This window comes from Priestia megaterium (assembly GCF_009497655.1).
In the GTDB taxonomy this organism is placed as follows: domain Bacteria; phylum Bacillota; class Bacilli; order Bacillales; family Bacillaceae_H; genus Priestia; species Priestia zanthoxyli.
In genome coordinates, this window is the sequence record NZ_CP023317.1 from 465029 (window position 1) to 482574 (window position 17546).

A 17546-nucleotide genomic window follows, 5' to 3' on the forward strand; every position below is an offset into this window, starting at 1 on the left:
GAGGAGTAAAGATGAATCCGCTTGTTTTTAAAGAAAATCGTGAGTTAGATTTTATCGCTATCGGTCGCTTATGTATTGATTTAAATGCAAATGAAACACAGCGTCCAATGGAAGAGACTAAAACATTCACTAAATATGTAGGAGGCTCTCCAGCTAATATTGCGATTGGAGCAGCAAGGCTAGGCTTAAAAACCGGTTTTATCGGAAAAGTATCAGATGATCAAATGGGCCGCTTCATTACTGGGTATCTTCAAAAAAATAAGATTAATACAGATAGTATTGCTGTCGATAAAACAGGGGCTGTAACGGGGCTTGCTTTTACGGAAATCAAGAGCCCTACAGATTGCAGCATCTTAATGTATCGAGATAACGTAGCGGATTTAAAACTAGATCCTACAGAAGTATCAGAAGAATATATTAAGAAGTCAAAGGCTCTTTTAATATCTGGAACTGCTCTTGCACAAAGTCCTTCTCGTGAAGCTGTATTTCTAGCATTAGAATACGCACGCAAGCATGAAGTTGTAGTGTTTTTTGATATTGACTATCGTCCATATACATGGGAATCGGAAGCTGAAACGGCAGTCTATTTTAATTTAGCTGCTGAAAAATCAGATGTGATTATTGGTACGCGAGAAGAGTTTGACATGATGGAAAAACTTTTAAATTATAAAGAATCTAATGATCAAGTAACAGCAGAGCGCTGGTTTTCTCACCATGCTCAAATCGTCGTGATTAAGCATGGTGGAGAAGGATCTATTGCCTATACAAGAGATGGTAAGTCTCACCGTGGAGGAATATTTAAAACAAAAGTTCTGAAAACGTTTGGTGCTGGTGATTCCTATGCTTCAGCCTTTATTTATGGATTGATGCAAGGACTGGAAATTCCACAGGCAATGCGATTGGGGGGGGCCTCCGCTTCGATTGTCATTTCAAGACACAGCTGTTCAGATGCTATGCCGACAAGCGTTGAGCTCTTCAACTTTATGGAGACAGCAACTGAAGTTTTGCAGGAAGCCTAATAAACAAAGGGAAAATCTTGAGAGATTAAAGGAATAGAAGCTTATTAAAATGAGATAAAGGGAGAGATATTCTATGACGCAAACAGCAGTAAAAACAGTAAAAAACTATATTGGTGGACAATGGATTGAATCAGCTGCATCAAAAACGGAACCTGTGTATAACCCAGCAACAGGTGAATTAATCGCACAGGTACCTCTTTCTACAAAAGAAGACGTAGATCAAGCGGTGCAAGCAGCAAATGAAGCGTTCAAAGGGTGGGCAAAAACAGCTGTGCCTAAACGTGCACGAATTTTATTCAAGTATCAGCAGCTATTAGTAGATAACTGGGATGAATTAGCAAAGTTAGTGACAGTTGAAAACGGAAAAAGCTTTAACGAAGCGCGAGGTGAAGTGCAGCGTGGAATTGAATGCGTAGAATTCGCGGCAGGAGCTCCTACGTTAATGATGGGGAAACAGCTTCCTGATATTGCAACAGATATTGAGTCTGGCATGTACCGCTATCCAATTGGCGTCATTGGAGGAATTACACCGTTCAATTTTCCAATGATGGTTCCTTGCTGGATGTTCCCGCTTGCGATCGCTTGCGGCAATACATTTGTGTTAAAGCCTTCTGAGCGTACGCCGCTGTTAGCTGCAAGATTAGCTGAGCTGTTTGAAGAAGCTGGTTTGCCAAAAGGTGTATTAAATATTGTAAACGGCGCGCATGATGTGGTAAACGGTCTTCTTGAACATAAATTAGTGAAAGCTATTTCGTTTGTAGGTTCCCAGCCTGTAGCTGAGTACGTGTACAAAAAAGGTACGGAAAACTTAAAGCGTGTTCAAGCTTTAGCCGGTGCTAAAAACCATTCAATTGTATTAAATGATGCAGATTTGAACGTAGCAACAAAACAAATTATCGGAGCCGCTTTTGGTTCAGCAGGTGAACGCTGTATGGCAGCATCTGTTGTTACTGTACAAGAAGAAATTGCGGATCAGCTAATTGAAAGATTAGTAGAGGAAGCAAATGATATTGTAATTGGGGACGGCTTAGAAGAAAACGTCTTCTTAGGACCAGTCATTCGTGAAAATCATAAAGAGCGTACGCTCAGCTATATTGAATCAGGCGTGCAAGAAGGAGCGGAGCTTATTCGTGACGGTCGCACAGATGCAGCAGTAAATGGCAAGGGCTACTTTGTCGGACCAACGATTTTTGATCATGTTACGCAAGAAATGAAAATTTGGCAAGATGAAATTTTTGCACCTGTGCTGTCTATTGTACGTGTGAAAACATTAGAAGAAGCTATTGAAGTAGCTAATAACTCTCGATTTGCAAACGGTGCTTGTATTTATACAGATAGCGGCGCAAGCGTACGTGAGTTCCGTGAAAATATTGAATCTGGTATGTTAGGAGTAAATGTAGGGGTACCGGCACCTATGGCATTCTTCCCATTCTCTGGCTGGAAAGATTCTTTTTACGGTGATCTTCATGCAAATGGTACGGACGGCGTGGAGTTTTATACAAGAAAGAAAATGGTAACAACGCGCTGGTAAGTGATTCATTAAAAATCGCATTCCATTTTAAAAGGAGGTATCAGGAATTAAAGATATTCCTTATGCTTCCTTTTTTAAAATCGCAATCTAGTATTAGAAGGGAGAAAGAAGCATGGAAACAGTTAGAATGACGACGGCACAAGCATTAGTGAAGTTTTTAAATCAGCAGTATGTTGAATTTGATGGAAAGCAGCATCAGTTTATTAAAGGGATTTTTACAATTTTCGGGCACGGAAATGTAGTAGGTCTTGGGCAAGCTTTGGAAGAAGACCCAGGAAATCTAGATGTATATCAAGGACGTAATGAACAAGGAATGGCCAATGCAGCGATGGCTTTTGCAAAACAAAAACATCGAAAGCAGATTATGGCTTGCACATCTTCAGTAGGACCAGGTTCGGCAAATATGGTTACAACGGCAGCAACAGCTTCAGCTAATAACATTCCAGTTTTGTTGCTTCCCGGCGATGTATTTGCAACTAGACAGCCTGATCCTGTTTTGCAGCAAATTGAACAGTCATATGATTTATCTATTTCTACAAACGATGCTTTCCGTCCAGTGAGTAAGTACTGGGATCGCGTAAGCCGCCCTGAACAATTGATGACAGCTATGATTAATGCGATACGTGTGTTAACGAATCCTGCAGATACGGGAGCTGTAACTATTTGTTTGCCTCAAGATGTGCAGGGAGAAGCATGGGACTTTCCAGCTTATTTCTTCCAAAAGCGCGTTCACCGCATTGAGCGTCGCCTTCCGACTAGGGACAGTCTAGCAGATGCAATTCAAGCAATAAAAACAAAGAAAAAGCCAATCATCATTTGCGGAGGAGGCGTTCGGTATTCAGAAGCTGCAAAAGAGTTAAAACAATTTGCTAGTGAGTTCCATATTCCATTTGGAGAAACTCAAGCTGGGAAAAGTGCCGTTGAAAGCGACTATCGCTATAATCTTGGCGGAATAGGTGTAACAGGAAACTCAGCTGCTAATACAATCGCTAAAGATGCGGATTTAGTAATTGGAGTAGGCACTCGATTTACTGATTTTACAACAGCATCTAAACAGCTTTTTCAACATCCCGACGTGCAATTTCTTACTATTAACACGTCTGAATTTCATGCAAATAAACTGGATGCCGTGAAGCTTGTAGCTGATGCAAAAGAAGGGTTGTTTGCTCTTAGGAAAGAGCTCATGTCAATTGGCTATCAGTCTGGTTACACGACAGAAATTGCAAGTGCAAAAGACGCATGGGAAGCAGAATTAGAGCGTCTACATAGCATACGTTTTACAGGGGCAGATTTTATTCCAGAAATAAAAGGTCATTTAGATGAAAGCTTAGCTGAATATGCAGAATCACTTGGTACTCAATTAACGCAAACAGAAGTAATTGGAGAGGTGAATAAGCTCCTTGATGACAACTCCGTCATTGTTGGTGCAGCTGGAAGTCTTCCAGGTGACTTACAGAGAATGTGGAAGTCTAATAAACCCAATACCTATCATATGGAATATGGATATTCATGTATGGGATATGAAGTATCAGGTGCACTTGGAGTTAAGCTGGCTGAACCAGCTAAAGAAGTGTATGCGATGGTTGGAGATGGAAGCTATCAAATGCTGCATTCAGAGCTCATTACAAGCCTTCAAGAAAGAAAAAAGATAAATATTTTACTGTTTGATAACTCAGGATTTGGATGTATTAATAATCTTCAAATGTCAAATGGAATGGGGAGTTTTGGAACAGAGTTTCGCTATCGCAACGATGAAACAGGAAAATTAAACGGAAACGTGATGAAAATTGATTTTGCAGCCAGCGCCGCAGGCTACGGTGTAAAAACATATCGTGTAAGCTCTCTTGAAGAACTAAAAACGGCAATGGAAGATTCACAAAAACAAGAGACTTCTACATTAATTGATATTAAAGTGCTACCCAAAACTATGACAAACGGTTATGAATCGTGGTGGCATGTAGGAGTAGCAGAGGTATCTGAAAATCACCATGTACAAGAAGCCTATAAGGATAAAGTGAAAAATCTTGAAATGGCCAGAGGTTATTAACAAGCAAGAGAAATGGCCGATGTTGAGGGGAAACATTCGGTGAATATAATAGCGTTTTCAATTTGATATAGGGGAGAGGAAGACATGTTCAAGGAAAACACGGTCAAACTGGGGATTGCTCCAATCGCTTGGACAAATGATGACATGCCTGAACTAGGAGCTGAAAATACATTTGAACAGTGTATCAGTGAGATGGCTTTAACCGGTTTTAAAGGAAGTGAGGTAGGAAACAAATATCCGCGAAATGTTTCGATCTTAAGGAAGGCATTATCACTTCGGAATTTAGAAATTGCAAGCGCATGGTTTAGTACATTTTTAACGACAAAGCCGCTGGAAGAAACGGTGACGCCATTTATTGAACATCGCGATTTTTTATACGAAATGGGAGCAAAAGTAATTGTTGTATCTGAACAAGGACACAGCATTCAAGGGATGATGGATGTACCTTTATTCAAAGACAAGCCCGTGTTCACGCCAACAGAGTGGAGCAGCCTTATAGAAGGCCTGCACTATCTTGGGAAACTAGCAAGAGAGAAAGATATGCATATTGTCTATCATCATCACATGGGAACAGGCGTCCAAACAACAGAAGAAATTGAGCAGCTAATGGAGCTTACCAATCCAGAGCTTGTTTCGCTCCTATTTGATACCGGTCATCTTGTTTTTTCAGGCGAAGAACCTCTTTATATCTTAAAAAAATATCTTCATCGTATTAAACATGTTCATTTAAAAGATATTCGCCAAGAAGTAGTTGATCGAGTCAAACAACAAGACCTGAGCTTCTTGCAAGCGGTAAAAGAAGGAGCCTTTACTGTTCCAGGCGACGGAGTTATTGAATTTGATGAAGTATTTACTACGCTTGCCGCTTCTGATTATAACGGCTGGTTTGTCGTAGAAGCAGAACAGGATCCAGCGCTTGCTAATCCTTTTGAATATGCGTTAAAAGCAAGAAACTTTATTAAAGAAAAAAGCGGTCTTTAATTTCTATTGTAAAAGGTTTTACGCCTTTTATATGTTTATGAAAGGAAAGGAGGAGATGAAATGAAGCCAACCATCTATAGTGTGGCTGAAGAAGCAGGTGTATCAATTTCCACCGTATCAAAAGTTATCAATCAAACCGGTCACATTAGTGAAAGAACAAGACAAAAAGTAATTGAGGTTATGGGGCAGTTGAATTACCATCCAAGCGTCGTAGCATCTGCTTTAACAGGAAAGCCTACTAAAACGATTGGGCTTCTCGTACCCGACATCTCCAACCCTTTTTTTGCCGATTTGGCAAGAAGCATAGAAGACCGAAGTCATGAGCGAGGTTTCCATGTTGTAATGTGTAATACCGATAACGATGCGGAAAAAGAGAAAAAATATCTATCGCTGTTAATTCGTCAGAGAATCGACGGTTTAATTGTAGCATCTGCTTTTCGCAATGCTAATCTTTTAAAAAATATGCTGAAGCAAGATATACCCATTAGCGTTATTGCTTCAGAAATCCCTCACATATCTGTTAATACAGTGACAGTGGATGACTATAAGGGAAGCTATTTGGCGACTGATTATTTGCTATCTTTGCATCATAAAAAAATTGCGATTATTACAGAAAATGCAAAAAGTAATCACGCCCGTTTAGATGCTTTTCGAGATGCCATGCAAGAAAATGGAATCACTGTGTTACCTCAGCACGTTATTACGACCGAAGCAAGTATTCAAAAAGGATATGAAAGTGCTAAGCAAATTTTTTTAATGAAGGAGAAAGTGACGGCTATTTTTGCTTGTAACGATTTACTGGCTATTGGCGTCATACAAGCGGCAAAAGAATTCAACATTGATGTGCCGAATGACTTATCAGTGATTGGCTTTGATAATACCGTCCTTTCTACTACCATCACGCCCATGTTGACGACGGTAGCACAACCGACAAAAGAAATGGCTGTAAACGTAGTGGATTTGCTGGTTAGAGAAATGGAATACTCAACGATGCATAAAGAACATTTACTTCTTGAGCCGAAATTGATTGTCCGGAAATCGACGGCTCCGTTACGAAGAAACGCCACAGCATCTGCAAATAATTGAATACAATCAAGAGTATTGCTGTTAATAAAAACTCTTCACAGTCACATATTCAAAAGAATGTATAAAGTCTATGAAGAAAAAATGAGTGATTAGTAAATTCTGATTGTGCTACTACATAAAGGAGGAAGTTAAACATGCTAGGTAAATTAGGTGAATTAAATAAAGGATACAACGTACTTACAGAAATGGCCGGTCAGCACAAAGATATGCTGATGGATATTGGGATTTATAATATGTCTCAAGGAAAAGAGGAAACTTTACTAGACAGCAGCAATGAAACGGCTATTCTTTTACTAGAAGGAAAGGTAAAGCTAGAGTGGGAAGGACATTCGAGAGAAATTCAGCGTGAGTCTCTTTTTGAAGAAGAGCCTTGGTGTTTGCACGTTTCGAAAAATGTGGAGGTTAAAATTACCGCGCTTGCCAATAGTGAAGTACTAGTTCAAAAAACGGATAATGAAAAAGAATTTTCATCAAAATTATATACGCCTGAAGACTGTCAAAATACAGTAGCTGGTGAAGGAGTATGGGAAGGTACCGCTCAGCGTGTCATTCGGACAATCTTTGATTATAATAACGCTCCTTATTCTAACCTTGTTATTGGAGAAGTTATTTCTTATCCAGGAAGATGGTCGAGCTATCCGCCTCATCATCATGACCAGCCTGAAGTATATTACTATCGTTTTGACAAGCCGCAAGGATTTGGCTGTGCAATGGTTGGAGAAGATGCATACCGTGTAGTTGATAATAGTTTTATTACAATTCCAGGTGAATTAGATCATCCTCAAGCAACGGCTCCCGGCTATGCGATGTACTTCTGCTGGATGATTCGCCATCTTGACAATAATCCATGGACAGACCGTATTATGGAAGAAGAGCATAAGTGGTTATTAGAGCCGGATGCAAAAATTTGGCCTGAAAAATAAATAAAACTCTTTATACGAAATGGGTTTCAAATGTTGAAAAGCCTCGAATAAAAAAATAATTATGCGTAAAATAATAGTTTATTTTTGTAAAATATGTTTTTATATGTTAAAGTATAGCTTGTATTAATATTCAGGCGATGATATCGCTCTTTTTGGCAGATTCCTTTTTTAGGAGTCTCTTTTTTTTCTAAACAGAAGCAAGAGATCGTATGTCAATCAAAAAAAAGGAGATAAGCGTAGCCGCTTATCTCCTTTTCTTTTTAGCATTATCTAACGCTAAGTTCTTTTTCACTACTTTTTCTAAAGCAACTTCCACGTGAACATTTTTTTCATCGATGTCATTCACAAGCACGACGGTTCCTTTTCGTCCCTTAATATTTAAATCATCACCCGTAGAAGGAATGTTTTCCCTCAGCTGGCTTAATAGAAGCTTTCTGTTTTCAAAAAAGTGGACAGCCACCATTTTATCTCACCTAATTTCATATGATATGTGTGATACAAAGATGTGTATATGAAATCCTTCCTATACGTTATGTCGTCAGGGGTGGTTTTAGAACACGTTGAATAGACAATTGTTGCATCGATATATGAAATAAATAGGGTGGCATAGTTATAAATCTTCTATTCTTGGACATACTTATACTACTAATCTAAAAAGGGATGTGGATGAAAATGAAGGTGGCTATCGGATTAAGTGTATTTACGGTCGTTACAGGAGCAATTGCGTTAGGGTCAGTTTACTTTTTAGCAGGGATCTTTTCGTTTTTCTTAACGGTTTTTTCATAAAAAAATCCACCAAGAGGTGGATTTTTTTATTTAGCAGCGGCTTTTGTTTCATGAGGCGAATTGCCGATAAATCCAAATTTTCCGCCGACAACTTCTTTTACTTCGTGGATGACAATAAAAGAATTCGGGTCAATTTGCTGGATTTTCTTTTTAATTTTTAATAACTCGTTCTTTTTAATAACAACGTAGATAATGCGTTTATCTTTGTTGGCATAGTAGCCATATCCATAAAAAATGGTAGCTGCATTTCCAAATTCACTGGTGATAACTTGCGCAATGTCTTTGTACTGATCAGACATAATCGTCATTGCTTTTTTGTTGTGGAAACCTTCGATAACAACATCGACGATTTTAGCACAAAGATAGACGAATATAAAAGTATAGAGGGTATTGTTGACGCCAATAGCAAAAACCGATGCTAAAATAATGACGCTGTCCATGTAGAACATGCTTTTCGAGATATTGTAGCCTTTTGTGTAGTTTAATAAATAAGCTAAAAGAGTTGTGCCGCCGGTAGATCCATCCGCGATAAAAATGAGTGCCAGTCCTGTTCCCATTAGTAAAGCCCCGAATACAATTCCTAAAATCATGTCGTGAACGTGAAAAGGAATATAGCTGACCAGACCTAAGAAAACGGACGTCATGACAGCTCCTAGAATCGTATAGAGAATGGTTTTTTTAGTTAGAAATTTATAAGCTAAGGCAATGAATACAAGGTTCACAAGAAATGTGCTGATACTTGTAGGGATATGAAATAAATAATATAAAACAAGAGCAATACCAACCGTACTTCCGTCACCTAATTTATTTGGAATGACGAAAAAGTCAATGGATGCAGCAACTAAAAGCGCTCCGGCAATAATTAAAATGATGTCTTTATAGATTGTTTTCAATATGCAAACCTCCCTGATCATTAGGATATTTTCACGTGGAATCTTGTTTTTAGTAGTGTTTCACAAATGATAAAATAAAAAACGTCTTAGAAATTGTCTAGTTATAAAACTGATCAACTTCTAAGACGAAGAATTACGATACGTGTATAATGTCTTGAGTCTGCTTTTCTATGCTTCGATGTCACCGATTATATAAACCTCTGACCGCTATGTCAACGCTATGAGAGATGTTCAACTTTTCAAAAAATAGAAGGCGGTTTCCTACATAAAAAAAGAATCCTTTGCGACGGCGCAAAGGATTTTCAAATTTATTGGAATAGGGGGAATACGTTATTAGGATTACCATTTTCATAAATTAATATACCTTTATTTTTTAAAAAAATTTATTTGTTAATGACGATTGAAAGTTTGTAATTCACATGCTGATTTAGCTCTGTCAAAAAATCATTTAATTCTTCATTCGAATGAAATTTACATTCTAGTAAGTAACAGCCATCGCCGCTGATTTTAAAGTTGTTGATGACGTACTTCTTCTGACTTTCTACAAATGTAAGGTAGGGGTGGTGATGAATGCTCTGCGTATAGATATTTAAAAATGCATGGACGGTGTAGCCAAGTTTTCGTTCATCAATGTTAATTGTATAGCCTTTGATAATGCCTTCATCTTCTAACTTTAATACTCTAGCAGAAGCGGCTTGTCCGGTTAAATGCACTTTTTCTCCTAATTCTTTCATCTTCATACGTCCATTTTTTGATAGCTCTTCTAGTATGCGCTTATCTGTATTATCTAACATCGCTACAAATCCTTTCGTATTTCAAATCAAAAGGGTTAACTACTTTATGTCACCTATGTATACGGATACGTCTTCTATTTTATACTAAAGAAAAGTAAGAAAAAAGAGCAGTCAATATGGAAGACATGAAAGCAGCAGTAGTTTGCAAACAGCTAGATTGACGAAAGCTTAAGCTTGCTGTATGATTCTTTGAGTGTTTACGTGGTTCGTAACCATCCCACGTTAAAAAACTAAGGAGAGAATAGTAAGATGAATATAAGAACACTTTGCGTCAACGGTCTTTTAGCAGCTATGTATATTGCTGTTAGCATGTTAATTCAGCCGTTTGGCTTCACCAATATCCAATTTCGTATATCAGAAATGTTCAATCATTTGATTGTATTTAATAAAAAGTACGTGTACGGCATTGTACTAGGGGTATTTCTGACGAATTTGTTTTTTTCACCAATGGTCGCTTATGATCTGGTGTTTGGGGTAGGACAATCTGTACTATCATTACTCATTACCATTTTTTCTATGCGCTACATTAAAAATATGTGGGCTCGTATGCTTATTAATACACTTGTGTTTACGTTTACGATGTTTATTATTGCGTTTGAACTGCACCTAGCATTTGATTTACCATTTTTCTTTACATGGTTAACAACAGCTGTTGGTGAGTTTGTGGTTATGCTTGTTGGAGCACCAATTATGGCGGCCATTAATAAACGTGTACAATTTAATAAGCTAGTTGGATAAAAAGATGCGGCTGTGATAAATCTCACAGCCGCATCTTTTTTTCTTTGTTATTCTATAAGTGTAGTGATAAACCCCTTATTATTGAAGAGCTTTTCACGCATGGACAAATTACCCATATCTAGCATGTGAAAAGAGCAGGTCGCTATTGCGTTCTGCTCTTTTTGCGTAACGCAATAGCGAGTATTCAATTAGATTATTTTGAAAGAAGACGTGACAAATCTCACAGCGCGTTCTTTTTTCTTTTGTTACGATATACATATAGTTGGCAAACTCCTTATCGAAAAGTTTTTCGCACAACAACACATTACCTATGCGTAGCAATTAAAAAAGCAGACCGACAAGGTTTGCTTTTTTAATTGTGTATTTTTACCATTAAATAACTTTTTTGAGTTATAATTGTAAAATAATCTTTGTTACGAGAGAGGGGATTATTTTTTGAATAGAAAGTTAGGAATTCTTGTTTTATTAGTGTTAGCTATCTTATTTGCCGGGTGTTCAAAAGAAGAAGACAACGTTCCTTTAAGAGAACTAGAAAAAATCCATATTAACGTCATCAAAGAACAAAAGATGAAGCAAGGGATTTCGTATGAATTGGAATTCGTAAACAAGAGCGATTTGACCATCAAACAAAACGACGTATTTTTATCGTATCCACTAAAAATAAAAAACGGTTATTCTGAAAATAAATTTAAGGTGTTAGCAGAAGGCAATAAGTTAAATATTAAGCCAAAACAAAAGGTAAAGTTGACTGCATTTCTTCCTTATAAAGGAATTAATAAAGAAGCGTTAGCTATTGATGAGCCTGACGTAAAGTGCATAGGATATTGGAATAAGATCGATGACTACCATCAATTTTCTTTTGGAGGATCTTTGAAGCGAGAATAATACATGGATTTGTTAAATGATGGAACTTATGAAGCGTGAAATCGTATATAAATCAAGGGAGAGATTTTATTGAAGAGATATGGACTATTTATCATTAGTTTCATCGTTTTCTTGGGTAGCTTTCAACTGCTATCAGGAATGATTCTTACGCTCTTATATGTTCCAGAAAGTTCGACTATGTGGAGCTCAATCGAAGGATTATCAAGTAAAGTAACGTTTGGCAGTTATTCTGGTAGCTTTGCTTTTATGATTCCCGCTGTAGCAGCTACAGCCGCTTTTTTTATCTCTAAAAAATGGGTTAGGAAAAGTGTATAAGAAACTAATAGCGGTGGTGAATAAACAGTGAATGTAGACACGGATAGATTAGTTAGCTTCTTTATTTTATGGGGAACACCCGCTGCTTTTAGTATAATAGAGTACTTTAAACTGAGTAAGACTGAAAAACAAGAAGCTATACGAGACTTAACATCATTAAAATCGATTATAACAACAGGCTTTATATTGATTGGGGGAGTGATGGCGAGTTTAGGTAGAGTATTATCGCTGCTGCCTCTGCACATTATAGGTACTTTTATTTTAGTCATTGGTGGTATCGCGGGCGCTATTGAAGCATGGAAAACAGAAAAAAAGAGAGGTATTATTATTCTTGCTTTCATAGTATCTATGATTGCTTTTACATTTGTAATATAAATTCGGCATGTAACAAGAGCTGCTCATGACTTGAGCAGCTCTCGTTAGTTTCTTATTTATTGCGTCTCCAGCTGCTGGTCTTTTTTCTTTAACGTAAGAGTGAGCAGGAACGAAACGATAGCGAAAGCGATGGCTACATAATAGACGGTATGGACCCCGCTTGTCATACTTTTTATTTGTAACAGCGTTTTATTCGCTTCATTTGATTGTTGAATAAAGTGCTGAGAAGCCATAGTCATAATACTTGTATACAAAGCTGGTCCAATCGCGCCTGCAACTTGGTTAATCGTATTTGAAATGCCTGAACCGTGAGCGTGAAGAGGTTTAGGTACTTGATTTAAAGCAAGCGTCATCACGGGCCCTATGCTTAAACCTACGCCAATTGTAAAGGCAGCGTATAAAATAGCTGCAGTCATCGTAGTTGTTTCGCTTGAAATGGTAGTGAACAAACTTAAAATAAACGTTAAAAGAATTAAACTTGTTAAAAGCAGCGGCTTAAATCCAATTTTATCGAACAAATGTCCTCCGACCATAGCTGTCAGAGCCAGCGTTACTCCTCCTGGAAGCATAAGAAAACCTGATGGTAGCAACTCTATACTGATCAGTCAATCCAGACGTCTATGTCTTGTATAGGAGTGAAGATTGACGTTGGTTTGACAGGTGTAAGCATTGCTTGAAATGTTAAGAATAAGGTTACAAAGTATTTTGAGGCTATCCTTTTATTTCTGTTAAAAAAATATAGTCAAGTAATGAAATTAAAAGAAGACGAGAAGCGTATAGCATGTTACGATAGGGACGGTATAGAAATTGACACATATCGGTTTCTAATAGAAGAGACAAATTTTAAAATTTTTAAATGTAAGGTTGTGATTCACCTGAGACTGAATAAATTTATTAGCGAATCTGGCAAAGCGTCAAGACGCGGGGCAGATAAGTTAATTAGTGAAGGAAGAGTAACCGTTAATGGAAAGGTTGCAAAAATCGGAGATCAAGTTAAGCCTGGCGATGATATTCGAGTAAGCGGCCAACAGCTTCGGATTGCTCGAAATAATGTATATATTGCACTTAATAAACCAGTCGGCATTACAAGTACGAGTGAGAAAAAAGTAAAGGGAAACATCATTGACTTAGTCAATCACCCTTTGCGTATTCATCATGTCGGACGACTAGATAAGGATTCAGACGGCTTAATTTTACTTACAAATGACGGCGATATTATTAACGAAATTTTACGTGCAGAAAACAAGCATGAAAAAGAATATATTGTTGCAGTAGATAAGCCGATTACACCCGAGTTTATCAAAAACATGTCTGAGGGAGTAAAAATTTTAGGTACAAAAACGCTTCCTTGTAAAGTGACACAGCTGTCTAAGTACGAGTTTCAAATTATTTTAACACAGGGCTTAAATCGTCAAATTCGCCGTATGTGTGAAGTGCTCGGATATGAAGTATACCGACTTCAGCGTACGCGTATTATGAATATTCACTTAAACAACTTGCCTGTTGGGCAATGGAGAGATTTAACGAAAAAAGAGCGTACGCAGCTATTCAAAGAATTAGACTATGAACCTAAAGAGTGGTAAATCAAAAGACACCAGCCTGTTAGACTGGTGTCTTTTTTTATTCGCATACAACTACTTGTCTAGAAAATACGCTTTTGCGCGCTACGCAGCGATCTGAAATAGAAAAGCCAGCTTCATGAATCATATGGTCAATCGTGTCTACTGTAATCACGACTACTTTATCCGCAAAGCGGCGAGCGTGTTTTAAAATAGAAAGCTGATCTTCAGGCGTCGCGTGGGTGTAGAGATTGTAAGGCATGTCGATGATCGCTACGTCATAGTGAGTGGTAACATCCGAAATCGGTCCGGTTTTGACATCACCCTTTAAGCCGAAATGCGCAATATTTTCACGAGATCCGTCGGTCACAAGTGGGTTGATATCGCGTCCTACAATATCAATGCCCATTGAAAGAGCTTCTACGAGGACTGTACCAATACCACAGCATGGATCAATAGCTTTGATTCCTTCAGGCTTTGGAACGGCAATGTTAGCTACAGCTCTTGCAAGGCGGGTACTGAGTGCCGTAGAGTATTCACGCGGTTTCTTCAAATGATGCAGCCATACAGCTTCGCTTTTTTGATATTTTCCAAAATACCAGCGTCCTTCAAATGGAACAATTCCAAACAAATGGTCAGGGTTATGCAAGTCTGCTTCTGCTACAAAATGCCAACCCACATCACGTTCAATCGCACGCTGACCTTTATAGCTTATTTTTTGATCTTTTTCCAAGTCATTAATTTTCATAAAAATGAGTTTAAATGTTTGATTTCCAAGGTCAATATCTTCTACTTGTTTGCAAATATCTGCAAGGTCATCTGATTCATACATAATATCTAATCGCTCTTTGATAAAAGGGCTTCTGCTTGGATCAAGTTTAACGGCGCTTTTTATGATAGGTTTCTCAGTTTCAATTTCAAAAAGAGAGCGTCTCTCTAATTGACATAGTGAGAGTTCCTCTTCGCTGCATGCGTATGTGTAGATATACTGAGGCAGCTGCGTATGGTTATTCAATATCGTATCATCCTTTATCGTATCTAATTATCCTTCTTCTCAAACAATAGCGAGAAAAGAAGAGAAAAGCAACGAATTTAAATATATTTGGCTGTGAATACTAAATTGAAGCGCTACATAGTCCACTTATTTGACAAAACATGCTAAAATAACTGATGGTAACCTGCATGTGCTGCTGTTTATACAAAAGAACTGGATCAAGGTTTCTCAAAAATCATTTATACACTGCTGACATTTTGATGAATAGGAGAGGCTACGTGATGTCTAAAAGTGATCATGAAAAGCAACAGATGAGTCGGGCTGATATGAAAAAACAAGCTAAAACATCCTCGCAAAACCTTGTGATGAACGTACTCATTGCCATTGTATCTGTATGTATTTTAGCTCTTATTATAAATATTTTTGTACTAATGAAATGAGCCGTTATGCTGCTCATTTCTTTTTATTAGGTTCAGCTTTTATTGAAGAGTTTGAGGTCTCTTTCACTAGAGAGCACATTGTGAATAGCATATCTTTTTTTTACAAATGATAGTTGTGATATGATAAAGCAATAATACATTAGACAAAAAGCTGGAGGTTACTTAGTATGCCATTACTTAGATTTGATGTAATAGAAGGAAGAGACGAAAAAGAGTTAAAAACATTACTAGACGCTACTCATCGAGCGATGCTAGAAGCCTTTGGCGTCCCAGAACGCGATCGTTATCAAATTGTACATCAGCATCCTGCTCATGAAATGATTATTGAAGATACAGGTCTTGGCTTTGAGAGAAGCAAGGATTTGGTTATTATAAGTGTGACGAGCAAACAGCGAACAGAAGAGCAAAAACAAGCTCTTTACAAATTAATTGTAAAAGAGCTGGGAGAAAGCTGCGGAATTCAGCCAAGCGACATTATGATTTCAATTGTTGAAAACGGTAATGCTGACTGGAGCTTTGGTATGGGAGAAGCTCAATTCTTAACTGGGAAATTATAAAATGGTTTATTATCTAGAGAAGCCCTTATTTCTAAGGGCTTTTTCTCATTTTGTCTATAAAAATATTATTCTCTTAGTCACATCTTACTCAAAATTAAATACAGACATCTGTCAAATGAATGATACAATAAGCTTATATGCCGTTTTGAGTGGGAAAACCAAAAAAGAGTTCGGCGTACTAACTTCGGAACAACAATAATTTTACATAAAGATGTAAAGATTTAAAGGTTAAAAGAGAAATGTATAAAATCTGTAAAACAAAAGAACAGTTACGCGTTAAACATAGGAGTAAAAGGTTCTTCACGTGTTTTTTCGGATAATAAGAGAAAGTAATTTTGATCATTGAGGAGGAACTTAGAATGTTTGGATTTGATGGAGATGTATCGCCATTAGTGCGAATTAAAGTAATTGGAGTCGGCGGTGGAGGAAATAACACCGTTAACCGTATGATTGAACATGGTGTACAAGGGGTAGAATTTATCGCCGTTAATACGGATGCTCAGGCGCTTAATTTATCTAAAGCAGATGTGAAAATGCAGATTGGTGCGGCATTAACGCGAGGATTAGGTGCAGGAGCTAATCCAGAAGTAGGAAGAGAAGCTGCAGAAGAAAGCAGAGAGCAAATTCAAGAAGTACTGCAAGGCGCAGATATGGTATTCGTAACAGCTGGCATGGGGGGAGGCACTGGTACTGGAGCAGCTCCGGTTATTGCCCAAATTGCCCGTGAACTAAATGCTTTAACAATTGGAGTAGTTACTCGTCCTTTCAAGTTTGAAGGAAATAAACGTACCAAGCAAGCAGTAGGCGGTATTACTGCGATGAATGAATCGGTAGATACCCTTATTGTCATTCCAAACGACCGTTTGCTTGAAATCGTTGATAAAAAGACACCTATGCTTGAAGCATTCCGTGAAGCAGATAATGTTCTTCGCCAAGGTATTCAAGGTATTTCAGATTTAATCGCTGTTCCAGGGCTGATTAACCTTGACTTTGCTGATGTAAAAACAATTATGTCTAATCAAGGATTTGCGCTTATGGGTATCGGACGAGCTTCGGGATCAGATCGAGCAATTGAAGCAGCGAAAAAAGCGATTTCTAGTCCGCTGCTAGATGCATCGATTGATGGAGCAAGAGGCGTGCTGCTGAACATTACGAGCGGCAGCAGCCTGAGTCTTTACGAAGTACAGGAAGCAGCAGATATTGTCACGTCCGCTTCTGATCAGGACTTAAATATGATTTTTGGATCTGTGATTAATGAAGATTTAAAGGACGAAATGATGGTAACCGTTATTGCCACTGGATTTGATGATGAAGGTATTTCACCATCAGCTTCCACTTCTAGAGTTTCAAGAGCACGCTACTAAATTAAATAACCAGCTTTTATGGTGGCAATTGTTTTTCAATTGCCTTAAAAGGGAATCCGGTGAAAATCCGGAGCGGTCCCGCCACTGTAACAAGGAGCCTTATGTCAAAAAGCCACTGTCTATTTAGAGACGGGAAGGCGGTATAAGGCAATGACTTGAAGCCAGGAGACCTGCCATAAATCGCAGCACACAATAACCTACGAGGATAGGGAGGTGTTTTGGCAGAATCAAAAATACGATAAACAAGGGATACGTTTAT

19 protein-coding genes and 2 riboswitches are annotated in these 17546 nt (G+C 38.0%); of the genes, 14 read left to right on the forward strand and 5 right to left on the reverse strand.

Annotated elements, in window-relative coordinates:
* Nucleotides 1–11 precede the first annotated feature (11 nt).
* From iolC to CEQ83_RS02500, 6 genes are all read left to right on the forward strand, one after another.
* Nucleotides 12–1019: a 5-dehydro-2-deoxygluconokinase gene (gene iolC, locus CEQ83_RS02475; protein ID WP_028414350.1), complete on the forward strand. Its 1008-nt coding sequence runs from the start codon at nucleotides 12–14 to the stop codon at nucleotides 1017–1019.
* A gap of 73 nt (nucleotides 1020–1092) precedes the next feature.
* The gene (locus CEQ83_RS02480; RefSeq protein WP_028414349.1) at nucleotides 1093–2550 is read left to right on the forward strand and encodes a CoA-acylating methylmalonate-semialdehyde dehydrogenase; all 1458 of its coding nucleotides are present in this window, start codon (nucleotides 1093–1095) and stop codon (nucleotides 2548–2550) included.
* Nucleotides 2551–2662: 112 nt separating this feature from the next.
* Nucleotides 2663–4597: a 3D-(3,5/4)-trihydroxycyclohexane-1,2-dione acylhydrolase (decyclizing) gene (gene iolD, locus CEQ83_RS02485; protein WP_098112823.1), complete on the forward strand. Its 1935-nt coding sequence runs from the start codon at nucleotides 2663–2665 to the stop codon at nucleotides 4595–4597.
* A gap of 84 nt (nucleotides 4598–4681) precedes the next feature.
* The gene (gene iolE / locus CEQ83_RS02490; protein WP_098112824.1) at nucleotides 4682–5578 is read left to right on the forward strand and encodes a myo-inosose-2 dehydratase; all 897 of its coding nucleotides are present in this window, start codon (nucleotides 4682–4684) and stop codon (nucleotides 5576–5578) included.
* Between the two features lie 60 nt (nucleotides 5579–5638).
* Nucleotides 5639–6664, forward strand: a complete 1026-nt coding sequence (locus CEQ83_RS02495; RefSeq protein ID WP_033580685.1) for a LacI family DNA-binding transcriptional regulator — start codon at nucleotides 5639–5641, stop codon at nucleotides 6662–6664.
* A 134-nt stretch (nucleotides 6665–6798) separates the two neighbouring features.
* Entirely contained in the window at nucleotides 6799–7587 is a 789-nt protein-coding gene (locus CEQ83_RS02500) for a 5-deoxy-glucuronate isomerase (RefSeq protein ID WP_098112825.1), read from the forward strand.
* Nucleotides 7588–7831: 244 nt separating this feature from the next.
* Here CEQ83_RS02500 and CEQ83_RS02505 read toward each other — a convergent pair whose 3' ends face one another.
* From CEQ83_RS02505 to CEQ83_RS02515, 3 genes are all read right to left on the reverse strand, one after another.
* Nucleotides 7832–8050 (reverse strand): hypothetical protein, encoded by a 219-nt coding sequence (locus tag CEQ83_RS02505; protein WP_098112826.1) that lies wholly within the window; start codon nucleotides 8048–8050, stop codon nucleotides 7832–7834.
* Nucleotides 8051–8399: 349 nt separating this feature from the next.
* On the reverse strand, nucleotides 8400–9266 hold the full coding sequence (locus tag CEQ83_RS02510; RefSeq protein ID WP_028414344.1) for a YitT family protein: 867 nt from the start codon (nucleotides 9264–9266) through the stop codon (nucleotides 8400–8402).
* Nucleotides 9267–9649: 383 nt separating this feature from the next.
* Nucleotides 9650–10060, reverse strand: coding sequence for an Lrp/AsnC family transcriptional regulator (locus tag CEQ83_RS02515; RefSeq protein ID WP_028414343.1), 411 nt, complete (start codon nucleotides 10058–10060; stop codon nucleotides 9650–9652).
* A 195-nt stretch (nucleotides 10061–10255) separates the two neighbouring features.
* Nucleotides 10256–10300: riboswitch (PreQ1 riboswitch) on the forward strand.
* A gap of 9 nt (nucleotides 10301–10309) precedes the next feature.
* On the opposite strand from CEQ83_RS02515, the gene CEQ83_RS02520 reads away from it, so the two are divergent.
* From CEQ83_RS02520 to CEQ83_RS02535, 4 genes are all read left to right on the forward strand, one after another.
* Nucleotides 10310–10798, forward strand: coding sequence for a QueT transporter family protein (locus CEQ83_RS02520; RefSeq protein ID WP_028414342.1), 489 nt, complete (start codon nucleotides 10310–10312; stop codon nucleotides 10796–10798).
* Between the two features lie 435 nt (nucleotides 10799–11233).
* Nucleotides 11234–11683, forward strand: coding sequence for a hypothetical protein (locus tag CEQ83_RS02525; RefSeq protein ID WP_028414341.1), 450 nt, complete (start codon nucleotides 11234–11236; stop codon nucleotides 11681–11683).
* A gap of 69 nt (nucleotides 11684–11752) precedes the next feature.
* Nucleotides 11753–11998, forward strand: coding sequence for a hypothetical protein (locus tag CEQ83_RS02530; protein WP_028414340.1), 246 nt, complete (start codon nucleotides 11753–11755; stop codon nucleotides 11996–11998).
* Between the two features lie 27 nt (nucleotides 11999–12025).
* Nucleotides 12026–12373 (forward strand): hypothetical protein, encoded by a 348-nt coding sequence (locus CEQ83_RS02535; RefSeq protein ID WP_028414339.1) that lies wholly within the window; start codon nucleotides 12026–12028, stop codon nucleotides 12371–12373.
* Between the two features lie 56 nt (nucleotides 12374–12429).
* On the opposite strand, the gene CEQ83_RS02540 is transcribed toward CEQ83_RS02535, so the two are convergent.
* Entirely contained in the window at nucleotides 12430–12963 is a 534-nt protein-coding gene (locus CEQ83_RS02540; RefSeq protein ID WP_224980786.1) for an MFS transporter, read from the reverse strand.
* A gap of 276 nt (nucleotides 12964–13239) precedes the next feature.
* Here CEQ83_RS02540 and rluF point away from each other — a divergent pair, with 276 nt between their 5' ends.
* Entirely contained in the window at nucleotides 13240–13956 is a 717-nt protein-coding gene (gene rluF / locus CEQ83_RS02545; RefSeq protein ID WP_014461744.1) for a 23S rRNA pseudouridine(2604) synthase RluF, read from the forward strand.
* Between the two features lie 37 nt (nucleotides 13957–13993).
* On the opposite strand, the gene CEQ83_RS02550 is transcribed toward rluF, so the two are convergent.
* Complete coding sequence (locus tag CEQ83_RS02550; RefSeq protein ID WP_098112827.1) at nucleotides 13994–14947, reverse strand: TRM11 family SAM-dependent methyltransferase; 954 nt, start codon at nucleotides 14945–14947, stop codon at nucleotides 13994–13996.
* A gap of 260 nt (nucleotides 14948–15207) precedes the next feature.
* Between CEQ83_RS02550 and CEQ83_RS26905 the strand changes: the two genes are divergently transcribed.
* From CEQ83_RS26905 to ftsZ, 3 genes are all read left to right on the forward strand, one after another.
* Nucleotides 15208–15366 carry a hypothetical protein gene (locus tag CEQ83_RS26905; RefSeq protein WP_013081614.1) on the forward strand — a complete coding sequence of 53 codons (159 nt, stop codon included), beginning with the start codon at nucleotides 15208–15210 and terminating at the stop codon, nucleotides 15364–15366.
* 167 nt (nucleotides 15367–15533) lie between these two features.
* Entirely contained in the window at nucleotides 15534–15923 is a 390-nt protein-coding gene (locus CEQ83_RS02555; protein ID WP_028414336.1) for a tautomerase family protein, read from the forward strand.
* Nucleotides 15924–16282: 359 nt separating this feature from the next.
* Complete coding sequence (ftsZ, locus tag CEQ83_RS02560; RefSeq protein WP_098112828.1) at nucleotides 16283–17287, forward strand: cell division protein FtsZ; 1005 nt, start codon at nucleotides 16283–16285, stop codon at nucleotides 17285–17287.
* A gap of 2 nt (nucleotides 17288–17289) precedes the next feature.
* Nucleotides 17290–17480: riboswitch (cobalamin riboswitch) on the forward strand.
* Nucleotides 17481–17546: the final 66 nt, after the last annotated feature.

What these genes read in the sequence shown, in the direction of transcription:
- iolC (WP_028414350.1), top strand. Translation starts at nt 12, where the DNA reads ATGAATCCGCTTGTTTTTAAAGAAAATCGTGAGTTAGATTTTATCGCT.
- CEQ83_RS02480 (WP_028414349.1), top strand. Translation starts at nt 1,093, where the DNA reads ATGACGCAAACAGCAGTAAAAACAGTAAAAAACTATATTGGTGGACAA.
- iolD (WP_098112823.1), top strand. Translation starts at nt 2,663, where the DNA reads ATGGAAACAGTTAGAATGACGACGGCACAAGCATTAGTGAAGTTTTTA.
- iolE (WP_098112824.1), top strand. Translation starts at nt 4,682, where the DNA reads ATGTTCAAGGAAAACACGGTCAAACTGGGGATTGCTCCAATCGCTTGG.
- CEQ83_RS02495 (WP_033580685.1), top strand. Translation starts at nt 5,639, where the DNA reads ATGAAGCCAACCATCTATAGTGTGGCTGAAGAAGCAGGTGTATCAATT.
- CEQ83_RS02500 (WP_098112825.1), top strand. Translation starts at nt 6,799, where the DNA reads ATGCTAGGTAAATTAGGTGAATTAAATAAAGGATACAACGTACTTACA.
- CEQ83_RS02505 (WP_098112826.1), bottom strand. Translation starts at nt 8,050, where the DNA reads ATGGTGGCTGTCCACTTTTTTGAAAACAGAAAGCTTCTATTAAGCCAG.
- CEQ83_RS02515 (WP_028414343.1), bottom strand. Translation starts at nt 10,060, where the DNA reads ATGTTAGATAATACAGATAAGCGCATACTAGAAGAGCTATCAAAAAAT.
- CEQ83_RS02520 (WP_028414342.1), top strand. Translation starts at nt 10,310, where the DNA reads ATGAATATAAGAACACTTTGCGTCAACGGTCTTTTAGCAGCTATGTAT.
- CEQ83_RS26905 (WP_013081614.1), top strand. Translation starts at nt 15,208, where the DNA reads ATGTCTAAAAGTGATCATGAAAAGCAACAGATGAGTCGGGCTGATATG.
- CEQ83_RS02555 (WP_028414336.1), top strand. Translation starts at nt 15,534, where the DNA reads ATGCCATTACTTAGATTTGATGTAATAGAAGGAAGAGACGAAAAAGAG.
- ftsZ (WP_098112828.1), top strand. Translation starts at nt 16,283, where the DNA reads ATGTTTGGATTTGATGGAGATGTATCGCCATTAGTGCGAATTAAAGTA.